Origin of the sequence: Bacteroides fragilis (assembly GCF_019583405.1) — a bacterium.
In the GTDB taxonomy this organism is placed as follows: domain Bacteria; phylum Bacteroidota; class Bacteroidia; order Bacteroidales; family Bacteroidaceae; genus Bacteroides; species Bacteroides fragilis_B.
This window is the reverse complement of record NZ_SZUU01000003.1, coordinates 1-19819: the sequence shown is the minus strand read 5'-3', so window position 1 is coordinate 19819 and position 19819 is coordinate 1. Positions and strand designations below refer to the sequence as shown.

20 protein-coding genes are annotated in these 19819 nt (G+C 41.1%); 15 read left to right on the top strand and 5 right to left on the bottom strand.

Going from position 1 to position 19819, the window contains the following annotated elements; genetic code table 11:
• Positions 1 to 56 precede the first annotated feature (56 nt).
• The 15 genes from FDF36_RS07385 to FDF36_RS07315 are packed head-to-tail and all read left to right on the top strand — an operon-like array spanning position 57 to position 13462.
• Positions 57 to 353, top strand: a complete 297-nt coding sequence (locus FDF36_RS07385) for a head-tail connector protein (protein WP_065739561.1) — start codon at positions 57 to 59, stop codon at positions 351 to 353.
• On the top strand, positions 353 to 670 hold the full coding sequence (locus FDF36_RS07380; RefSeq protein ID WP_220390911.1) for a phage head closure protein: 318 nt from the start codon (positions 353 to 355) through the stop codon (positions 668 to 670). The genes FDF36_RS07385 and FDF36_RS07380 overlap by 1 nt, the downstream gene beginning before the upstream one ends.
• On the top strand, positions 663 to 1124 hold the full coding sequence (locus tag FDF36_RS07375) for a hypothetical protein (RefSeq protein ID WP_220390910.1): 462 nt from the start codon (positions 663 to 665) through the stop codon (positions 1122 to 1124). Before FDF36_RS07380 ends, FDF36_RS07375 begins: the two co-directional genes overlap by 8 nt.
• A complete protein-coding gene (gene gp17 / locus FDF36_RS07370; protein ID WP_005819407.1) occupies positions 1121 to 1516 on the top strand; it encodes a tail completion protein gp17 in 396 nt (131 codons plus the stop codon). Before FDF36_RS07375 ends, gp17 begins: the two co-directional genes overlap by 4 nt.
• A gap of 23 nt (positions 1517 to 1539) precedes the next feature.
• The gene (locus FDF36_RS07365; protein ID WP_220390909.1) at positions 1540 to 2019 is read left to right on the top strand and encodes a phage tail tube protein; all 480 of its coding nucleotides are present in this window, start codon (positions 1540 to 1542) and stop codon (positions 2017 to 2019) included.
• 58 nt (positions 2020 to 2077) lie between these two features.
• A complete protein-coding gene (locus tag FDF36_RS07360) occupies positions 2078 to 2419 on the top strand; it encodes a hypothetical protein (protein WP_220390908.1) in 342 nt (113 codons plus the stop codon).
• Positions 2420 to 2457: 38 nt separating this feature from the next.
• Positions 2458 to 2712 (top strand): hypothetical protein, encoded by a 255-nt coding sequence (locus FDF36_RS07355; protein WP_220390907.1) that lies wholly within the window; start codon positions 2458 to 2460, stop codon positions 2710 to 2712.
• Complete coding sequence (locus FDF36_RS07350; protein ID WP_220390906.1) at positions 2705 to 4915, top strand: coiled-coil domain-containing protein; 2211 nt, start codon at positions 2705 to 2707, stop codon at positions 4913 to 4915. Before FDF36_RS07355 ends, FDF36_RS07350 begins: the two co-directional genes overlap by 8 nt.
• On the top strand, positions 4912 to 6975 hold the full coding sequence (locus FDF36_RS07345) for a hypothetical protein (protein ID WP_259281393.1): 2064 nt from the start codon (positions 4912 to 4914) through the stop codon (positions 6973 to 6975). The genes FDF36_RS07350 and FDF36_RS07345 overlap by 4 nt, the downstream gene beginning before the upstream one ends.
• The gene (locus FDF36_RS07340; protein ID WP_259281392.1) at positions 6962 to 11461 is read left to right on the top strand and encodes a hypothetical protein; all 4500 of its coding nucleotides are present in this window, start codon (positions 6962 to 6964) and stop codon (positions 11459 to 11461) included. Before FDF36_RS07345 ends, FDF36_RS07340 begins: the two co-directional genes overlap by 14 nt.
• 45 nt (positions 11462 to 11506) lie before the next feature.
• On the top strand, positions 11507 to 11791 hold the full coding sequence (locus tag FDF36_RS07335; RefSeq protein ID WP_065739553.1) for a hypothetical protein: 285 nt from the start codon (positions 11507 to 11509) through the stop codon (positions 11789 to 11791).
• Between the two features lie 3 nt (positions 11792 to 11794).
• The gene (locus FDF36_RS07330; protein ID WP_220390904.1) at positions 11795 to 12133 is read left to right on the top strand and encodes a hypothetical protein; all 339 of its coding nucleotides are present in this window, start codon (positions 11795 to 11797) and stop codon (positions 12131 to 12133) included.
• 17 nt (positions 12134 to 12150) lie between these two features.
• Positions 12151 to 12609 carry a phage holin family protein gene (locus FDF36_RS07325; RefSeq protein ID WP_005793701.1) on the top strand — a complete coding sequence of 153 codons (459 nt, stop codon included), beginning with the start codon at positions 12151 to 12153 and terminating at the stop codon, positions 12607 to 12609.
• A complete protein-coding gene (locus FDF36_RS07320) occupies positions 12606 to 13001 on the top strand; it encodes a D-Ala-D-Ala carboxypeptidase family metallohydrolase (RefSeq protein ID WP_032591900.1) in 396 nt (131 codons plus the stop codon). The genes FDF36_RS07325 and FDF36_RS07320 overlap by 4 nt, the downstream gene beginning before the upstream one ends.
• Positions 12998 to 13462 carry a DUF6808 domain-containing protein gene (locus FDF36_RS07315; protein WP_220390903.1) on the top strand — a complete coding sequence of 155 codons (465 nt, stop codon included), beginning with the start codon at positions 12998 to 13000 and terminating at the stop codon, positions 13460 to 13462. The genes FDF36_RS07320 and FDF36_RS07315 overlap by 4 nt, the downstream gene beginning before the upstream one ends.
• 43 nt (positions 13463 to 13505) lie before the next feature.
• On the opposite strand, the gene FDF36_RS07310 is transcribed toward FDF36_RS07315, so the two are convergent.
• From FDF36_RS07310 to glaB, 5 genes are all read right to left on the bottom strand, one after another.
• Positions 13506 to 14021: a helix-turn-helix domain-containing protein gene (locus FDF36_RS07310; RefSeq protein ID WP_220390902.1), complete on the bottom strand. Its 516-nt coding sequence runs from the start codon at positions 14019 to 14021 to the stop codon at positions 13506 to 13508.
• A gap of 334 nt (positions 14022 to 14355) precedes the next feature.
• The gene (locus FDF36_RS07305; RefSeq protein WP_220390901.1) at positions 14356 to 15615 is read right to left on the bottom strand and encodes a site-specific integrase; all 1260 of its coding nucleotides are present in this window, start codon (positions 15613 to 15615) and stop codon (positions 14356 to 14358) included.
• 193 nt (positions 15616 to 15808) lie between these two features.
• The gene (truA, locus tag FDF36_RS07300; RefSeq protein WP_032543477.1) at positions 15809 to 16567 is read right to left on the bottom strand and encodes a tRNA pseudouridine(38-40) synthase TruA; all 759 of its coding nucleotides are present in this window, start codon (positions 16565 to 16567) and stop codon (positions 15809 to 15811) included.
• Positions 16568 to 16647: 80 nt separating this feature from the next.
• Positions 16648 to 17802, bottom strand: a complete 1155-nt coding sequence (locus FDF36_RS07295) for a DUF4468 domain-containing protein (RefSeq protein WP_220390900.1) — start codon at positions 17800 to 17802, stop codon at positions 16648 to 16650.
• 31 nt (positions 17803 to 17833) lie between these two features.
• On the bottom strand, positions 17834 to 19621 hold the full coding sequence (gene glaB / locus FDF36_RS07290; protein ID WP_220390899.1) for an alpha-1,3-galactosidase-related protein: 1788 nt from the start codon (positions 19619 to 19621) through the stop codon (positions 17834 to 17836).
• Positions 19622 to 19819: the final 198 nt, after the last annotated feature.

Sequence of the window (19819 nt, the reverse complement as noted above, 5' to 3'; positions counted from 1 at the left end):
ACTAAGTATTAATCAAAGGCTGGGGCTTCGGCCTCGGCCTTCTTCATTTTTAAAAGATGAAAGAATACGTAACACTTGAAGAGTTAAAGCAACATCTTAATGTTGATTTCGACAATGACGACGCTTATATACAGGGGTTGATCATTCCGGTACAACTCAGTATTGAGGCTTATCTTAATGCCCCGATTGAATCGTTCGTTAAAGACGACCGGATAGACCCGCGAATCTGGCACGCCATCCGCATTATAGCTGCAAACTATTATGCGAACCGTGAAGATATAACTTTCGCATCGCCTAATATCATTCCGGGCCATATTGCCTTCTTACTTCAACCCTTAAAACGATATACATAATGCAAGCGGGACTATTGACAGACATTATAAGTTTTCTACATCCCCAGACGATTCGCGACGCTTTGGGCGGTACGTCTGAGAGATGGACGGAAGCTTTCGAAAAGCGTGCGTGTGTCCGGTATAAATCCGGTGCGCGCAAAGAGATAAACGGCGAGGTACTCAACACTCACACCGTCACGATCATGGTACGTTACAGCAAAGATATAAGCGAAAAAATGCGCATTGTCTACGAGGGACGTAAATACAAAATAGCCTTCATTCATCCGGATAGAAAGGCACAGTCTATAACCATCGAAGCAGAATTAATCAATGAGTAATATCGTACAAGCATCCTACCGGGTTGAGGTTGATGCCTCTAAGGTTAATGCGTTATTGGCCGCACTGAATGACAAGGAGGCAAAGAAGGCTATTAAATCCGGACTCCGTAAATCAGCAAGTATCATTCGAAAGCAAGCGCAAAAAAATTGGGTTGCATCTGTTCCGGGTGGGGCTGGATTAAAAAAAGAAATAAACATTGCAGTTTACCGCAATGCGTCCGGCGCACGGGTTGACTTACTCGACAAACGGCGGAAAGGTTCGAAACAGTTTGTTTTGAAATTCTTCGAAAGCGGTACGAAAGAACGAGCTACCAATAGAGGGGCAAACAGAGGTATTATAGAGGCTACTCACTTCTTTAAAAGCGCAGTAGACTCTAAAAAAGGTGAGGCTGAGAACTCACTGGGAAGAAACATTTTGGATTCAATACAAAAAGTAATAGATAAAAAGAAATGAGCTTATCAATCAGTAAACATACATTTTCAAAACTCAGTGAGTCGGAAAGTTTAACGCAACTTGTCGGAGATAGGATTTATCCTATTTCTACTAAAAACGCTACTTCTTTCCCGTTCGTTTTGTATAAGCGTAGCGCACTTACTCCGGCTTATACAAAGGATAGATACGCCAGTGGGGATAGTGTCACTATTGAGGTTATTGCCGCCAGCGATAACTATTCAAATTCAGTCGAGGTTATTGAGGCGGCACGCAAAGCGCTTGAAGGGAAGCGGGGTAAATACGACGATTTCAAAGTAACAGGCGCTAAACTTATCGCCGCCGATGAAGATTTCATTGAAGAAACTTTCATCCAGCGACTTACATTTGAAATTGAGACGGATTCAGTAGAGTAACTAACATTTAAATATTGAAAACAATGAAAGTAAATGCAGTATTAGGAAAAGATTTCATGCTATTTGTTGGCGGAAAGGCGTTGGCATTGGCTACATCCTGTAAATTGTCAATTTCGGCCGAAACGATTGACACGCAAAGTAAAGATTCCGGTATTTGGACGGAAAAGGACATTAAAAAATTGTCTTGGAACGGTTCAAGTGAAAACCTGTTCAGTGCAGACGATAAAGTAAACGGCTATGATGTTCTTTTGGACTTAATGTTAAAACGCAAGCCTATCGAAGCAAAATTCGGTATTCCGGCAAATGCGGATTCAGATGAAGTTCCCTCTTCCGGTTGGACTCTTCCGGCCGCATCTTACTCCGGTAATGTCTTAATTACAAATCTGGAATTAAATGCACCCGATGGCGATAAAGCAACTTTTTCCGCTACATTCGAAGGCACGGGAAAACTTAACCCCAGAGTATCCGGAGATGGAGGTATAGTAGATGATCCGACCGCGTAAATGATGAAAGGGCGGAAAGCCCGCCTTTTCTTTTTTCCAACAAATAAACTTATCATAAATGAAAACGATCACTATCAAAAAACAGAAGTACATTTTAAAGTATACATTGCGCGCCTTCTTTATCTTCGAAAATCTCACCGGAAGGCAGTTTGCATTCGGCCGGATGTTGGATGAATACCTACTGTTTTACTCTATTCTTCTGGCAAACAACAAAGATACATTCTTAATGCCTTTTGATGAATTTATAGAGGCGTGCGAGTCTGATCCGGCTCTGTTTCTCTCTTTCAAAGAGTTCTTCGTAAAAGAGATTGAACTACTTGAACAGGCAGCAGATAGCACAAAAAAAAAGACGACTCCGAAGAAGCGTGCAGTATCCGGGAACTCTACGCCCGTGTTGTAGGTGAGGGCGGTATTGCGCCTGATTATTTCCTCGACCGGATGACGCTCGCAGAAGTTCGCTACTTCTTAGAGGGATTAGGCAGGCGTAACCGGGAAAGCTGGGAGCAGACCCGGATCATTGCGTATGTCATCGCTCAGGCGAATAGTACAAAACAACTAAAGCAATCGGATATACTTCGTTTCCCATGGGATGAAGCGGACGACGAAAAGAAACGCACGTCCGTTACGGATGAAGAAGTGAAACGGTTGAGGGCAAAAGCAAAACTAATCGAAAAAGAAATGAATCATGTCTGATATAATAACACGACTATTACTTAAAACGAATGACTTTGACGCAAATTTGAATCGGGCCAAAGGTTCAGTTAATAGCTTTCAAGGCGGTATTTCCAGCATGGCAAAAACTGCCGGGGCTGGCATAATGAAGTTTGCCGGGACAATTGGTGTTGCGGTGGGGGCCGGCGAAGCGTTTATGAAAACGATACGCGGTTCTCAGACAACCAGCGATGAGTTTGATGCTCAAATGCGCACATGTCAGACATCCGTAAATGAATTTTTTACCAGTTTGTCTACCGGGGATTTTACTTATTTTCTGGGCGGATTGGATAGTATAATATCCAAGTCCAGAGATGCGTATGCTGCATTAGATCAATTAGGAAACGCCCGCATCAGTTACGACTATTTTCGGGAAGATTTTAATGCTGCCATGGCTGAAGCTCGTAGCGTAGCTATGGATAGTACTGCGCCAAAAGAGCAAAGGGAGGCCGCATTAAAGGAATGGATAAAAGCTCTTGAAGATAAAAAAAACAAGGCATCATCTGTCAGTTCAGATGCTCTTACAGCTTTAAAAACTGTATTAGTGGAAGGAAATCTGTTAAATGCCGACGATGTGACATTAGAAGACTTTGCCAAGGTGCTTAGTTATGATGTTGCCGGAAGTAAACGCGATGTTCTAAAGTCTGAAATGGCTAATAAGTATGATACTTATAAAATCAAATACGCTGAATTGGAGCGGCGTAAAAAAAGCGGAGGGCTTGCAGACTGGGCATTTCCGGAGTCAAAAGAAGCAAAAGATAGGACATCTCTTAATGATTTTATAGCTTCTAAGCAAGCCGAACTCAATAAGGAATATAAGGATGCTATTTTGTTTCAACAGGCTATTGTAAAATGGAAAGATGAAGAATTGATCAAAGCGGTACAGTTGGGAAAAGAGTACAAACAAATAAATCAGGAACTTGCCAATGATAAGAAAACATTTGATAGGGTTCGGGATAGAGTCAATAAACCTAAAAAGAATCCAAAAGAAGACGAAGAAAAAAAGCCCTTAAAGGATACTCTTTCATGGTATGATGCCCAGATAACGGAGTTAAACAAAACTCTTGCAAGTTCTGCAGATAGGCAGACACGCGCCACTATTCAGGCCACAATAAATGAACTTGAACAAAAGAGAATAAGCCTAAAAATGCAGATCGATGGTGATGTATTCAAAGGCAAGCACGGCGAAATGAAAGATGGTGAATTGTTATTGCCAGCCTCTAAAGTTCCGGATATAGCCAAGATTTACTCCGATTCCGGTACAGAGTTTGCCAAGCTGGAAAGCATGTATAGTGAAATGATTGCAGAAAGACAGAACGCATTATCAAAAGCAACAGATGAGGAGCAGCAAGCATTTATTCAATCTCAGATCGGCAAGCTAAAAAGTACATTGAAAGAACTTCGTTCCATGCAGAAAGAATCAGATGTGACAGGTCATATCTATGCTGCCTATCAAAACAATGCAGGTAGTAAAAAACAGGGTTCATTTGATTTAAGGAAAGAAATCGGAAACATGAAGTTGCCCAAGTTCGAATCTCCAATAAAAAAAGAGGATATTGATTTAAATCAGCAGTATGCTGACTCTTTAGGAGATGTAAGTAATGTTATGGGCAGCTTATCCGGCCTGTTTGATAGCAATACTGCATCTGTTTTGCAGTGGGGCAGCAGCCTAATAGGAACTATAGCACAAGCTATCCCAAAAATCTTAGAAATGTCTACGGCTAACGAAATAGAGGCCGCTTCCGCTACTAAAAGCGCATCCGCAAATACTTTGGCGGCTGGTTCAGAGGCACTAAAAGCACATGCAGGTATTCCATTCGTCGGTATTGCAATGGGGGTTGCTGGGGTTGCAGCGATAATTGCCGCAATGGCAAGTATTCCCAAATTTGCAAACGGCGGTATCGTTCCCGGAATTTCGTTTGCAGGTGATAAAGTTCCTGCAATGCTAAATAGCGGTGAAATGATTTTGAATGGTTCACAACAAGCGAACTTATTTAAAATGCTCAATACTGGATTGAATATTAGCCACCCCAACATTTCACTACCTTCCGGTCATCTGGCAGGCATAATCTCACCCTCTGAGAATGATCGCAGAATTGATGTATCTGGCGACTGGATACTAAGAGGCGATACCATTTTTTTACAACTAAAAAACTACATGAAGAAAACTGGAAAAAAATTATGATGAATTACGGCACAATATATACACTATACTTTCGATCACGGAAAGAAGATAACTATACAGTAGAGATTCAGAAAGAGGACTATACAGGAAGAGTTGCTGAGTTAACAGGGAGCGGCGACGCTCCTTTTTCTGTAGAAATTGCGGATGATGACTTTCTTTATGTTCCTACCCGTTTTTCTACAGCTACCATTAGAGTGGTAGGAAACGACTACTTGCAAAGCCTATACTCGACCGGATATCAGCAGTACCGCGTTAACTTCAAGCAAGGTAATAAAATTGTTTGGACTGGATTCGTTACCCCTGAATTATATACTCAGGATTACACTTCCAACAAATTTGATTTAGAAATTCAGTGCGTATCTGCAATGAATACATTAGAGTATATCAACTATAAATTAAAAAACGAAACGGACAAAGGATTTATTTCACTGTGGGAATTATTGACTCGTTGCGTCTTAGAGTCTCGCGGCTCTTATTCGGCTATATATATTCCACATGTTTACGCCAAAAATTTGGCAGATTATAATGCAAATACAAACATCTTACAGAGCATGACAATTAGTGAACAAAACTTCTTCGATGAAGATGATAAACCCATGACTCTAAAAGAGGTGATTGAAGAACTATGCAAGTTCCTGAACTGGACTTGCGTTGACTACAAAGGTGCATTATACTTTGTAGATGCAGATCACCGTGGAGACTATTATAAATATGTTCCTAATTTTTCATCTTATACATTTGAATCCGGAAACGTTGTTAGTGTGCAAAATGTCGGCTTTATCGGTGCGGATCATACACTTGATATTCTGGGAGGTTACAATAAGGCTATTGTAAAAAACAGTAATTATCCGGTAGGAAACTTATTACCAGAAGATCGATTTGAAGAAATGCAAATTTTAAAAGTACTTGATAATTCAAATGATAAAAATCAAGTTTGCCACAGAGTGTTTCTTATCCCTAATCAGTGGGAAACGGTAGTATTCAAAGAAGGTCTAACGATAAAAGTTGATGATTTGCAAAAATACAAAGATATAGCACACACATTTGAAGGGGCTATTCCCATGAAATATTGCACATATAAACAAAATAAGGATTTAAATGGCAATTGGATTCCTGAAATAACCGACTATTCATTTACAAACGTAATTCAAATAAGAAGGCCTAAAGAACGTTATGAAGCCGGGCCACTAAGTACGTGCAAAGTAATGACCACCAAAGGTGCTTCTGCTATATACTCAAACGGAATATTTTGTATATCAGGGAGCTATAAGTTTATTAATTCTGATGATATGATACCATGGGATAATAGTTCTGTTTCAGACGTTCTTTATGCCCAAATACGTATCGGTGATATGTATTATGGAAGTCTCAGGCCAGATGCAGGACAAAAAAATACATGGGCGCAAAATCCAGAATACGCATTTAAATTGAAACCTGAGAGAGTTGAAGCAAAGCAAGATTATGTCTCAATAGAAAACCAAAAAACGTTATCAATGCCTTACACCGGAATAAGCGGCGTGATAGTCTCCATTGATAGAGTTTTGCAAGGTGATTTTGAGTTTACTCTATTGATGCCCGTCGGAAAAAGTTTTAGCGCCGGCGGAGTTCTTGTGAAAGACTTTAAGATCGTATATCAAAAACCAGATGAAGAAAAGCTTATATCTAACAGCAGCATAGACCGTTATTATGAAAACGTCGTTAACGAAGGCTACATTAACGAATTAGACGAAATCGAGTTTAAAATATCCAGCTATAACAATGATGGGGCGTGCTATTCGAAAGTAATGTTAGGTGATAATTACCTAACCGATAACCTCTATTCTTCTATTGAACAGAAGTTAGTCCGGCCGGAAGAGCATTTAATCCGGCGCATCATTAATCAGTACGGAGCTACCAAATTCAAACTTACGCAAATACTGGTAGATGACGAAGCAATTACGCCTATCACAACTATAACCGATAAGTTTCAGCCAAACAAACGGTTTACGATCACGGGCGGTACAATTGACTTCGCGATGAATCAGTTTAATTGTAAGATGATTGAAAATGGTAGATATTAAAACTACATCCATACCCGCAAAGCCCCGGTCAAAGAACTATCCGGCCGGGGCTGTTATCACCCGGACGATTGGCGGCGTTGCTGTTAACGGCGGAGGCGGTGGAGGCGCTTCGGTTGACATTGTAAAGGCTACCGACACAAAGTCGTTTACCGATAGCAACGTACTGTCATCACTCCGAACGCTGTTAGAGATTCGTTCGCGTATCATTGCCGAATCGGATACCGCCACAGAGTTAACCGATGATAATGCACTCTCTTCAAAGCGCACTTTAAAAGAGATTGATGCAGCGATTAAAGAGGCTTTGAAGAAGTTGGATGATGTTTACCTGAGTAAAGTAAAAGCGGATACAGCAGCCGAAACGATCACTTTTTTGAAAGGTCTGTTGATTGGTAATGATCTTACGTTTATCAATGAAAGTGGCGACGCGGAATTACAATCTTTAGTTGCCCGGATGAAAGTTAAAGCCGCTACATTGGAAGTAACCGGATCGGCCAGTGTTGGCACACTCCATTCGGAAGGGAATATTTCAACAGGCGAGGATATTTGGGCTAAAGGTGACACGCATACTTTAAATTTACTCGTTCAGGCACTTGCAAAAACATACGATCTGAATGTTGAGCATGTCGCAACCCTGTTTCAAACTATAGTCAAGGACTTTATTAGCTCGGAGAGATTCATTCCCGGACTGATGGGTGAAGGGATGAAGCTATACAAGGCTATCAATGGGGATTGGAACCTTGAAATTGATAATGCCGTAGTCCGTAAGGCCATGACCATTTTTGAACTTATCATTTCGAAAGTTCGTGCGGTTAACGGCGGTCTGGTGATTTCATCCGCTAACGGGCGTGTTAAGTCCGTTTCGGAAACGTCCGGCGATCCGGCTTACTATGTTTTAGGTATAGAGGGCGACATGATGTTTGTCGCTGATGACTTGGTACGTTGTCAGGTCTACACATCCGGGCACGTTAAATACTATTGGGTTCCGGTTGCCTCGGTTAATGATGATTCGATTCTTATACTTAAATCCGTTTTTCCCAATGGTACAACTCCGGCCGTTGGTGATGATCTGGTTCAGATGGGCAACCTCACGAATCCAAACAGACAGGGTATTTTGTATCTCACCGCTTCGGAAGATGGCAAACCGCGCATTTCTGTACTGGACGGGGTAAACTCCACGTCTTTGGCCGGAAAGAACAAAGTGATTTTGGGCTGTCTCGATGGCATGACGGATACAGACTTTCCGGCTGACTTCCAGCCCTCCGGATACGGCCTGTATGCGATGAACTGTTTCCTGAAAGGTATTTTCATTCTGAGAAATGGAAAGAGCATCGAACAGGAGTTTAGTAATATTTCTACCGAGTTAGCGGCTATACCGGGAAAGATCGAGCTTGCCATACGTAGTATGAAAGTAGCGGACGTTAATCTGCTTTACGACTCTAACCACAAACTAAATGCTAACCCCTATCAAATGGGAGCGTATAAGTATGATGTTCATTTAGAAGTAGGCAAAACCTATACCCTTACTGTGTGCTATAAGTGTGCGGACTCAGATGTTATCAGGGCGTATAATAATCCTTCGTACGGATGGATAGGCTCTTTGCCGAAAAGCGCAGAAGAAATGGTACTTTCGCAGCCTATAACGCCCATTAATCCGGATGGGGCATATTTCTACTTCTATAAGTTTCCACAACAGGAATCAACGGGAACATACATTAAATGGGCTGTAATTACCGAGGGTAGTGTGGGCGTAGCTAATTGGATACCGTCTGCAACTGAAAGAAAATTGAATATCGGAGGTGAGAACCTGATGTTACAATCCCAACAGGCATTGGATGGATCAAGCGCACAATATACGTTTCAGTTATCGAAAGCGTGGACGGACTTAAAAGGCAAAACCTTGACAATCTCGTTCGACTATGCGTATAGCAATTTAAAGATGGGATCATCACAAAGATTCGGACTTGAAAAAGCTATTTATAAGTCGGGCACATCCCAATATTACTATATCGGCGCATTTAAGTATGTTGATTCTACCAGTCCCACGACTGACAAAGGTAGGTATGTTCATACTATCAAAGTCCCCGATGACATAGAGGATAGTTTAGATACCGATATTACAGCGTACATACAGTTAGGCGGTAGTACTGTTTGCCGAATCAATAACTTTCAAATAGAAATAGGAGACACAGCGACCGGATGGAAGCCCGCACCGAAAGACTCTTTCACTGAGTCAAAAAAGTACACCGATACACAGATACTTGCCGTTGACGGGAAAATTGAACTATCCGTTAAAACTAAGGTGGAAAATTTGGGTATAGGTGCTAACAATTTGTATAGCTACACAAGTTCACAGCTTAACACGTTAAGAGAAGCACCTCAAATAGTTGAAAGACTCCTTTCTGAGCATGGATTCTGTTTGGTTGGTGCACAATCGGGAAATAGCTCAATCAGAATACCCAATATAATTCCACCGATACCCGGTAAATACACTGTTTCCGGATGGATTAAAGGCTCTCAAAGCTCAAATCCTGGAATTACAATTGATGTTTGCGATTCGGTAGACAAATTCACCATTAGGGCAACAACTGATAATCAGTGGAAGTACTTTAAACACACTTTTAATGCTACAAACAATACGGAAGCTCAAAGCAACATATATAATTTTGTTGATATAGAGAATATTTCATGGGCTTATATATATGTGAAAGACTTCAAAGTAGAGGCGGGTGAAATAGCAACCGCATGGAGTCCCAATTTTCAGGATGCAGTTTACAAAGGTGCTGAATATACCAATAGTCAAATTAGTGTAGTCGAAGGTAAGATAACATCCACCGTTGAAAAGATAAATACCGTTGATGGACGTGTTACCGGACTTGCTTCACGTGTCACACAGACCGAAAGCAGCATAAATTCGGTAGTAGGAGATGTTAACGTATTAAAAAATACAACAGATCGTCACGTTACAAAGCAGATAGATTTAACCGGGTGGGATAATAATAAATTTTTCCCGTTGATTATATCTATGCAAACTTACCATAAATCAAAGGTTGAAATAAGTAGACCGCTTGATGCAGGATACGGGAAGCCTTCATACGGTACACACGAAGGCGGTTTCTCTATGAACTTAACGTTTGAAATGTCCGGTTCGGGTTGGGGTTCGTTACCTGCAATAACTAATATCTTTGACTATACGAGAGCGTGGAGTACAGGACCGATAGTTGTTGACTTGGGACAAATAACCGAAAGTTCTACGTGTGTAATGGGAATTAGAGGAGGTTCTAAATACGATGTTACAGTATATGACCAAACAGACCCAAACGCTATTAATGTATATCAAACCGATTATACCGCACTATACGGGAAAAAGTTTCCCGTTCGCACCGATGGAACTGAACCCGTCCGCACATACGGATACTATACCGAAATAAAGCAGACGCAGGAAAGCATAGCTTTAACTGCAAACAAAGTGGACGATCAAGGTAGGCGATTAAGTGCGGCTGAGTTAACTCTAAGTTCAGACCACGCAAAATTAAGCGTAGTAGAACAAACGGCAAATTCCGCCAATTCATTAGCAGGCACAGCCAATGGCAAAGCTGAAGCCGCCAATTCATTAGCAGGCACAGCGAACAGCAAAGCCAACGCAGTAGACGGTCGTGTCACCGCCACCCAAAACGGCTTAGTCGAAACCGGAATCAACATCACGTCCAGAAAGATCGTTTTGAAGTCAGACAACGTTCTCTTTCAAAATAACGCAGGTCAGCAGACAGCCGCCATCAACGCAAACGGCAAACTGTCTGCCAATGTGATTGAAGCGGCGGAAGTGGTTGCACAGGCATTTTCAGCACAGCGAATCACAACGGGAAACCTTACGGTAACTGATGGTGCTTATCTTGGCGGATGGCAGATTAAAAACAATGCCATATATTCCCGTAATGTAGCAGACGCGAAAATACAACTTGAAATCTCCGGAACACGTTTCTTGCGTATTAATCAATACGGGGGTGCACCGACATCAGGGGGATTCCCGTTAATGGAGATTCGTAATGACAATCAAGACTGCCTCTCACTTTCCACATACGGACAGGGCGGTAAGGCATTGAAAATTATCGCCAACTCTGAGGGAGGAAGCGCTATACAAAGCCACGGTTCGCATCTGTTTGGGCAACGTGCGAGTGAAAAATGGAATGCTCCCGGAATGCTATGTACCGGATATGTATATCAAGCGGGTACGGTTACGAACGAATGGGGCAACGGATGTACCTTAACCAGTGCACAAAAAATAGCTACAGGGAAATACAGGATATACCACAGCCTGAAGCATCCGCAGTACGCTGTCTTAGTACAGGGATTGGGCGGTTATGGCTGGGTATTCGGTCAGGTAGAAACGCAAAACAATTCTTATTTTGAGGTTTTAATGCTTGATTCAAATAAAGGCCCCCGTGATTGTGCATTCCGTGTATTCGTTGTAGGGCGCAACGTTTGGTAAATACCATTGTAAGCGAAGATTATAATTATAAATTAAAAATAGAGTATGAAGATCAATTTTAGAAAACTAAAAGTACAAACGGCTATCGACGGAGAAATAGAAGAGTTCGACGTAGCTAAAACAGTGGGAAATACAATTTACTGTAATACCCCCGATCTGGGTGAACTGGAATTTGCCCAACGGATATATAAAGAGGGCGAGATTGAAGTTGACGAACAAGGTGCAAATATCATTCGAAATTACGTTGATCCGGCTCCGATACTCGCAGTGGTAAAAACCGCTATTTATAGCGAATTAGACAAAGTAATTATTAACTCTCAAAATCAATAAATTATGTTTCAAGAAGAATCAAGAACAATTCAAGTAAACGGTAAAGCCGTTTCAGGAGATTATCAGTACAATGTAAACTACAGTGTCAATAACAGTAATCTCAGCCGCCTTCATTGCGAAATCAATAAAACAGTCACAGAAGAAATTGACACTCCTACAGGCAAGCAGCCCGTAACTGCACAACGGTACATCGGATACCTGCTGTTGGAATCAGGTAGCAAACAGATGTCTCTTCCGGAGTCGGAGAATGTTGCAGCGCACTTTGAAGTATTTGACCAGATCACGGCAGAAGTTAAGCAAACGATCACTCCGGCGGTGTCCTCAAAGAAAGCCACTAAATAAAACAAAAGTAAAACACGATGATTGACTACATGAAAAATCTGTTCGTAGGTTTGCTAACCGGGTTAGCAGCCTACTTAAACCCGATCAGCGGAGATATTAAAAGTCTTGTTGCTCTTTTCTTCTTTAACTTCCTGTTTGGTCTGGCCGCTGGCCTACTGGCCAATAATGAAAGTTTCAGTTTAAAGAAGGCATTCCGGTGCATCATTGAAGCGATGGTATTTTTTCTGCTTGTAGCCGCTATTTATTTTATCGGCGATCACAAAGGAAATCCGGACGGGGCTTTACAATGCGTATCGTTTATAACTTACTCAATATTCTACTTTTATGGCGTGAATATTTTACGCAATTTGAAACTAATGGCTACGTCCGGAACTGCGTTCTATAAAGTTGTATCGTTTCTGTATTACGTCGTTAGCGTCGAGTTTATCAAGCACATACCGTTTTTAACTAATTATCAAAAGGAGGCGACAAAATGAAGTATTTTACAATCAAAGAACTTAGCCACAGCGATACGGCCGTAGCACGTGGAATCGATAACTATCCAACGGCCGAAGCTATTCACAATTTAACGAAGCTGGTTGAGAATGTTCTCGACCCGCTTCGGGAAAAGTACGGTAAGCCCATCCGGGTAAGTTCCGGTTATCGAAGTGCTATTCTCAATCGGAGCGTTAACGGTGCGACATCCAGTCAACACCGAATAGGCGAGGCGGCTGATATTACGGTAGGAAGTAAGGAGGAAAACCGGAAACTCTTCGAGATCATCCGGCTGGAATTGCCTTTCGATCAATTGATAGACGAACGTGATTTTAGTTGGGTTCACGTATCATTCCGTGAAGGTAGAAACAGAAAACAAGTGCTGAAGCTATGAAATATCTACCTTATGTCGTTATTGCAGTTCTTATCCTGTTTATTGTGTTCCGCCCGGCAAGGGTGGAACGCGTACCGGGTGAAGTGGTCAGAGATACGATCGTCACAAATCGTATTGATACGATCCGGGATACAGTACCCGTTCCGGTTTATGAAAGCGTTGTAGATTCGTTCCCGTTCGTTGTTCCCGTCCCTGTACCGGGCGATACAGTCCGGGATACATTGTATTTGCCTATTACGCAGAAAATCTACAAAGACCGCCTTTATACGGCTTATGTGTCGGGCTACCGGGCCAAGCTGGATAGTATAGAGGTGTACAGTAAGATGCAGACCGTATTTGTCAGAGAGCGGGCAAAGCGGAAGCGGTTTGGGCTGGGTGTGCAGGCCGGATACGGTTTTTCCGGGAATAAAGCAAGTCCCTATGTCGGGATTGGGGTGAGTTATAATTTGTGGGAATGGTAGTTGCTGGCCTCGATTCTTAGGAGTCGGGGCTTTTTCTTGTTTATTACTTGTTGTTTATTATTCTTATATACTTATATATTGTGGCACGAGTTACTCCTAATATCCTTGCAAGTTCTGATTTTGATTTTATCTCGGGATAATATTCACAAAAAAGTTCATATTTCTTCATGCTACCTAATGGCCTTCCAACCGCTTTCTCCCCAGTTGGGTGAATGTTTTTTAATAGCTTAATGATACTATCTATTTTAATCTTAGTAGTATCTATATCTTCTAAAATAAAATATAGAGATACTTCCTTTTTTTCTCTTATTTTGGCAAGGTTAATAATTATATCATTTAATGATTTTCCAATACTATTAATAGAAAGTAGGTATATTTCTATCTTCTCTTGTGGAGTAGCGAGCTCTATAATATCGAAAAGCATTTTGTACTTATTATTGATTTCTATATGTATTGGAGATGTGTTTGGCAGCTTTTGAAATATGATTTTACGCTCTTCCTCTTGTGATGCTTTCGTTTTACATAAATGCACATATCCTATTTTCATGGTTTTGCTCATTGTTTTTTTATTTTTCAAAGATATAAAATGTATAATTAATATTCTAATATATTATACACAAAAAGAACTGTCCTTTAAATGATAGCTCTCTCAAGCTAACTTTGTTACATATTTAATGCTCGAAAGAGTAATGTATAACTATTAAAAACAAATACAGATATGGAAGCAATAGTATTATTTGCAGTTGTCATCTATGGTATTCTATGCGTAATGCATAAGATGATGAAAGATTAGAAATAGTAAGAGGATGTCCTTATGTCACCCTCTTCTCTTCCAAATACTTCATCGACATACGAAGAAATTAAAGGGGACTTATTCAGTCCCCTTTAATTTACTACCTTAGATCATTAAATAATCCCGCTATGCTACCTATTATCTGATTCAACCGCATCCAGCCTCCAACGCTATTAATATAATCAATTACTTTCCTATTTGCATCATCAACCTTCTGCCTATTGAAATCAATATAGATAGATGTCACCGAAGAGCCTATTTCATGCCCTAACGCTTCGGAAATGGTTTCTTTGGGTATATCCAAGCCTGCCGCTATGGTCGCCCATGTATGGCGAGCCCAATACGTCGTGATTTCTGGGAATAACGGTTCTCCTGTTCTTTTTCTTTTATCATCTTCTTGCTGTATCATCCCGATTGATCGAAGATTTCTTCCCATAGTAGCCATATAGCTTTTATAATTTCCGCCGTAGACCTCTGCAGTATTTATTAGATACCTTTTGCCAGCATATCTATTTATGATCTCCATTGCTTCGGGCTCCACTTTTATCGAATACAATCTACCTGTTTTCTTTCGTCTATATTCTATTCGCCCATTTATTGGAGGCTTGGCATCAAACAAATCAATACCGTTAATACCTATAAGATAGACCATTAGCATAAACATATCTCTATACTCTTTTGCTTGGTTTGTACAATTGAAATCACGTAGAGTTACCAACTGCTCAACAGAGAGAGAACGTTTGCGAGTTCCCTCTCTGGCTATTTTAAATTTTCTAAAAGGATAAAGCGTCGTTTCATCATTGTCGATAGCATAATTAAATACAGCACGAATGTTTCTCAGATGTGCCGCACGAGAGTTTACCTTCAAATTATTGCATATCATCCATTTGTCAAAGCCTTCCAACCATTTTCGGGTTATTGTATCAAATGTGCAATTTTCATCAAAGTTAGTAATTCTATTTTTAGTCTCTAAATACAACTTAATCGTATTTTCCTTCTCTTTTGTAGCCACAAAATCATCTAAATAGTCTATAAACCTCTTTTCTACAGGAGCCTGATTTTTGAGTAGACTTTCTATTTGTTCTTTTAGTTTCTTATCGCTGATAGCTTTCAGTTTCCCTTTCTCCTCTAAAAGAATAAGGAAAGTATCTACTTTATTTTTCAAATTACGCACTGCAATGTTTTTTGCTCTGTAATTTTCCGCCCCTCTAACGTATTCTGATCCCGTCCACTCATTAGGTGTTGCATTAAAATCAGTACTAACAAGGAATTTGCCATTATGCCGAACGTTAATCTTTATAGGGAAGGTCCCATTTTTTTTAGGACGTCGAGTATCGAGATAAAAATTAGTTTTTGCCATATAGTAATATATATATTAGAAGTTTGGTGCAAATTAGGGCAATAAATTTGCACCAAATTTGCACCACAAATATAATCAATACCCACTATAAACCGCCATAAACGGTATTATTTTTTTTATAAAACAACTTTTTCACACAAACGACTATACACAATACACTTATATACAATACATTAACTAAACAAATCACATTTTACTCAAATATATCCTGAGGATATTCTACATTCACCAAGAAAAGCGCATTGCCGGGAGCAGAGGTTCCGGCTTTACAACGGTCTTGTTGCTCGATTATTCTACGGAAGCCATCTACGGACAACTTACCTCTGCCTACTTCCAATAAAGTACCGACGATAGCACGTACCATGTTGCGCAAGAAACGGTCGGCCTGAATGGTAAATACCCAGGTATATTCATCCTCCTGTGTCCATTCGGCATGCATAATCTTGCAGATGTTGGTCTTTACATCCGTATGCAATTTACTGAAACTGGTAAAATCCGTATAATGAAACAAGGTCAGAGCAGCCTCGTTCATCTTCTGAAAGTCGAGCGGATTGTGTATCCGGTAACGATACTGGCGATTAAAAGGATACTTTACGGTAGTGATATAATATTTATAAGTACGGGCTGTCGCATCAAACCGCGCATGTGCGTCCGGCCTTACCCGGCAAACTTTATAGACTGAAATATCCTGAGGTAAAAGACGATTCAACTTCTCGGCTACCTTATCCGTATCCAGCACCTCTCCTTCGTAATCGAAGTGGGCAACCATCAGCGAAGCATGTACCCCGGCATCTGTCCGTCCCGCTCCAATCACTTCCGTATCTCTCCGTAAAAAAGTGGCAAGTGCCTTCATCAGGCATTCCTGTATACTGATACCGTTAGGCTGAATCTGCCATCCATGATAATGGGTGCCATCATAGGCCAAATAAATAAAATATCTTTGCACGCTCATTCCGTTCACTTGGTTTTTGCGTGCAAAGATACTGCTTTAATTGATAAGTAGGGATTGATACTTATCAATAATTAATTGCTTTACTTGATCCACACATTGATTATCTCACCGATATACATCTTGTGCAAAGGTTTATCCTTCCATTCTCCTTTCAATTCCGGACTATCAAAAGCACCGGAAGCAATCGGCTGGGAGAGCATTTTTTTGCATTCTATAATCATCCATGCTTCCGAGAAAGCTTTACTGCCCGAAGGAGTAGTGAGAGGAGTCAGTCCGGCACCTTTCACCTTATCAGCATCTCCTCCACTATGGCTTCCGCAATATTTCAGAGCATCCCGATAAGCTTCCGTATAAAAGCTGATAGTATATGTGTCATTCTTTTCCATCAACTGATAAGTATAACGCGTAGGATAAATGAAACAAAACGAAACCGGTTTATTATAAAGATATCCCAATCCGCCCCAACTTGCCGTCATCATGTTATATTTTTCTTCCGTACCGGCTGTAATCAGCATCCAGTCCTCAGAAAGCATCTTAATGATATTGCCCGGGATCTTATCCGCAGAGATGCGTCTGTAGCCTGCCATGGAACCGTCCGCAGCACCCCCCGGAATTTCCCGGCTAAACTCTCCCGGAACAACTTTAGGTTCTTTGGCTATGAGAGGAACCAGCGCTTCCGTTCCTCCCAACGCCTTCGCTGCCTTTTCCGTCAGGTCATCAAACAGATCGATTGTTTTGATACGGAGTTTTCCATACTTGGCAACCACTTTTGTTTTGGCTTTATTCAATCCCGCCTCATCTGTTATCCAGTCTTCGGCCTCCATTTCTTTATTGTCACCATGAAAATAAGAAATGTTGTACATCTCCATCTTGCAAGATCCATCCAGACAGTTCATCACCAATCGATATTTGATGGTAGCACGATCCAAAAAGAAACTGTTGGTTGCAGATAGTTGAAGATATTCTTCACCCAGACATGCAATCTGCCCTCTTTCCTTATCAAAATAGGCAACCCTGCCCTTTTGTCCTTTTGAAGGTGCAAAACGTTTCTCGGCCCACTTCAACAATACATCATAAACTTGTTGTTTTGATAACCTGGGAGCCTGAATATGTTCTGTAAAGATGACCTTTCCATTAACAACCGGCACTGCACCAGCCAAATATTTACTATTGTCTTCCTGCGCCCAAAGAAGTATAGGGAAACAGATTAAAAGGGATAATAAAATTCTCTTCATACGTTTATAAGTATTTTACAGAGTCCCGACTTTACTCTGAAATCTTCACGTTTGTTACCCGTTCAAGTAAGAAACGGTTTTTATTCCAGTGGAAAGGCTTAAATTCTGTATTGGTTTTAATCACATTGTTGCGAAATATCAACCCGTCTACGGACTTTGCATAAAGAATCGGTGCATCAAATGTATCGAATTCATTGTCCTCAATCACAATACCTCCGTCTTTTCCACCATGAAAATACTTCTGTTGATCCTTCAAATTAGGTATTTCAGGATAAATAGAGATAATTGCATTGGTAAACTGGAACATGTTGGTAAGCGCATTGATAAAACGATTGCGGCGAATGGTAACATCACGACAAGCACCTGTCTCGAACCAGCCATTACAATCGCCACACAATAAAATAGCCGTACCGGAGGTATGATCAAACAGATTGTCTTCTACCACTGTTTTTTTAGGAGTGCTGAACAGTGTACCGCGAGCACGGTTATTGCGAATCGTATTGCCGGCAAACAGCACTTCAGGAGTCCATGTCAGGTTTTCAATCCCAAAACCACTTTTTTCATTAATAGCCGGATCAACAGGGTCTTTAAAAGTTATGCTGAACTCACGGGCTCCCGATATTTCATTTTTATCATAAGGACGAATTGCAGTAATCTGGTTTTGATTGCCAATCAGCTCCATCGTTTCAGAACGTACAAACTGAACATCATCCCCCGGACGTCCCCATTCGAACCCCCAGGACTGATCGTGCATATAGCGTCCTATCAACGTATGATCATCTACCCGCTTGATTACTTTCAGATAAGTTCCGTGTACATTAATGGCGTCATCCATCATTCCTTCGTACAGGCCATTCTTCGAAATAATCTTTCCCTTACATCCGGAGAAGTGAGTGGCATCTGCCTGCGTTGTGAAATAACGAGGATCATTATCGCCTTTCAGACAAACCCCGAAACCATCGAGTGTAATATCTTCGCAAAGCTGTGCCAAAAGTCCCATGCCTTCCGCATAATGCACTTTGACATTAAGCAAAGAAGTATTAATGTCATGTGACATGAAAATACCGGGAGTAGGACGTCCCCATCCACGCATGGCTACTACCGTGCCCGGCACCAGACGCGCGTCTTTCCATTTCGGAGAACAGATACGGCGGGGAGCCACTTCGAAAGCTCCTTTGGTAGGACAACCGATATCACTGGTGTTGTATACGACATGTTTTGTTTTACCATCGAAAGCAATTCCCCAAGAGTATCGCATTGTCCAGCCTTCACCCAGTCCTTCAAATACAGAATCCTTACTTATACGATAATCCACCCACGATGCAGGTTCAAAAGTGATTCCTTTTTCCGGATCATTCTCTATCACTTGCACCTGAGCAATATGAGGCTGTTCAAAATCAATACTAAAGTTCTTCAATACGCAATTCTCCGAACGGAGCAAAGAAACCGGAATCATCCTTCCATAAAATACAAACTCGGAACCTTGTCCGTCAATAGTCAGGTTCTTCATATCCTCCAAGGCAATGCCCACCTTTTTGGGATTGTCCTGATCGTGATTGGATATATAATATTCGCGTACATCCGAACCGTTTTCATGAAAATTGTAGCGTCCGGCAGGAAAACGAAGTACCACTTCTTCACCATTACGGCATTCAGCTTTAATCTTAGCTATGGCCTTACGCACAACAGGTGATGCGTTTTTCTTACTATTGGCTTTCAAGCCAAACTGGGAAATGTCGTAAACACGTTCTTGTGCACAAACATCCGACACGGATAAAGAGAGCAGCAGACTCAGAGTAAAGAGTAGGATTGTCTTCATAGTTTTTTCAATTTCTGTTTAATAATTAGGCTACAAATATACATTCATTTTCCGATTCTTCCATTTTTTTGTTGTGGCGCGCAAATTTGCGCGGCACAATTTTAGGTAATTTAGTATATCCCACCCCAGCATCGAAGATGCTTCACTTTCCTTAACTCTTTTTACGTGCCCATATCCTGTTTTTGATCACTAAAAATT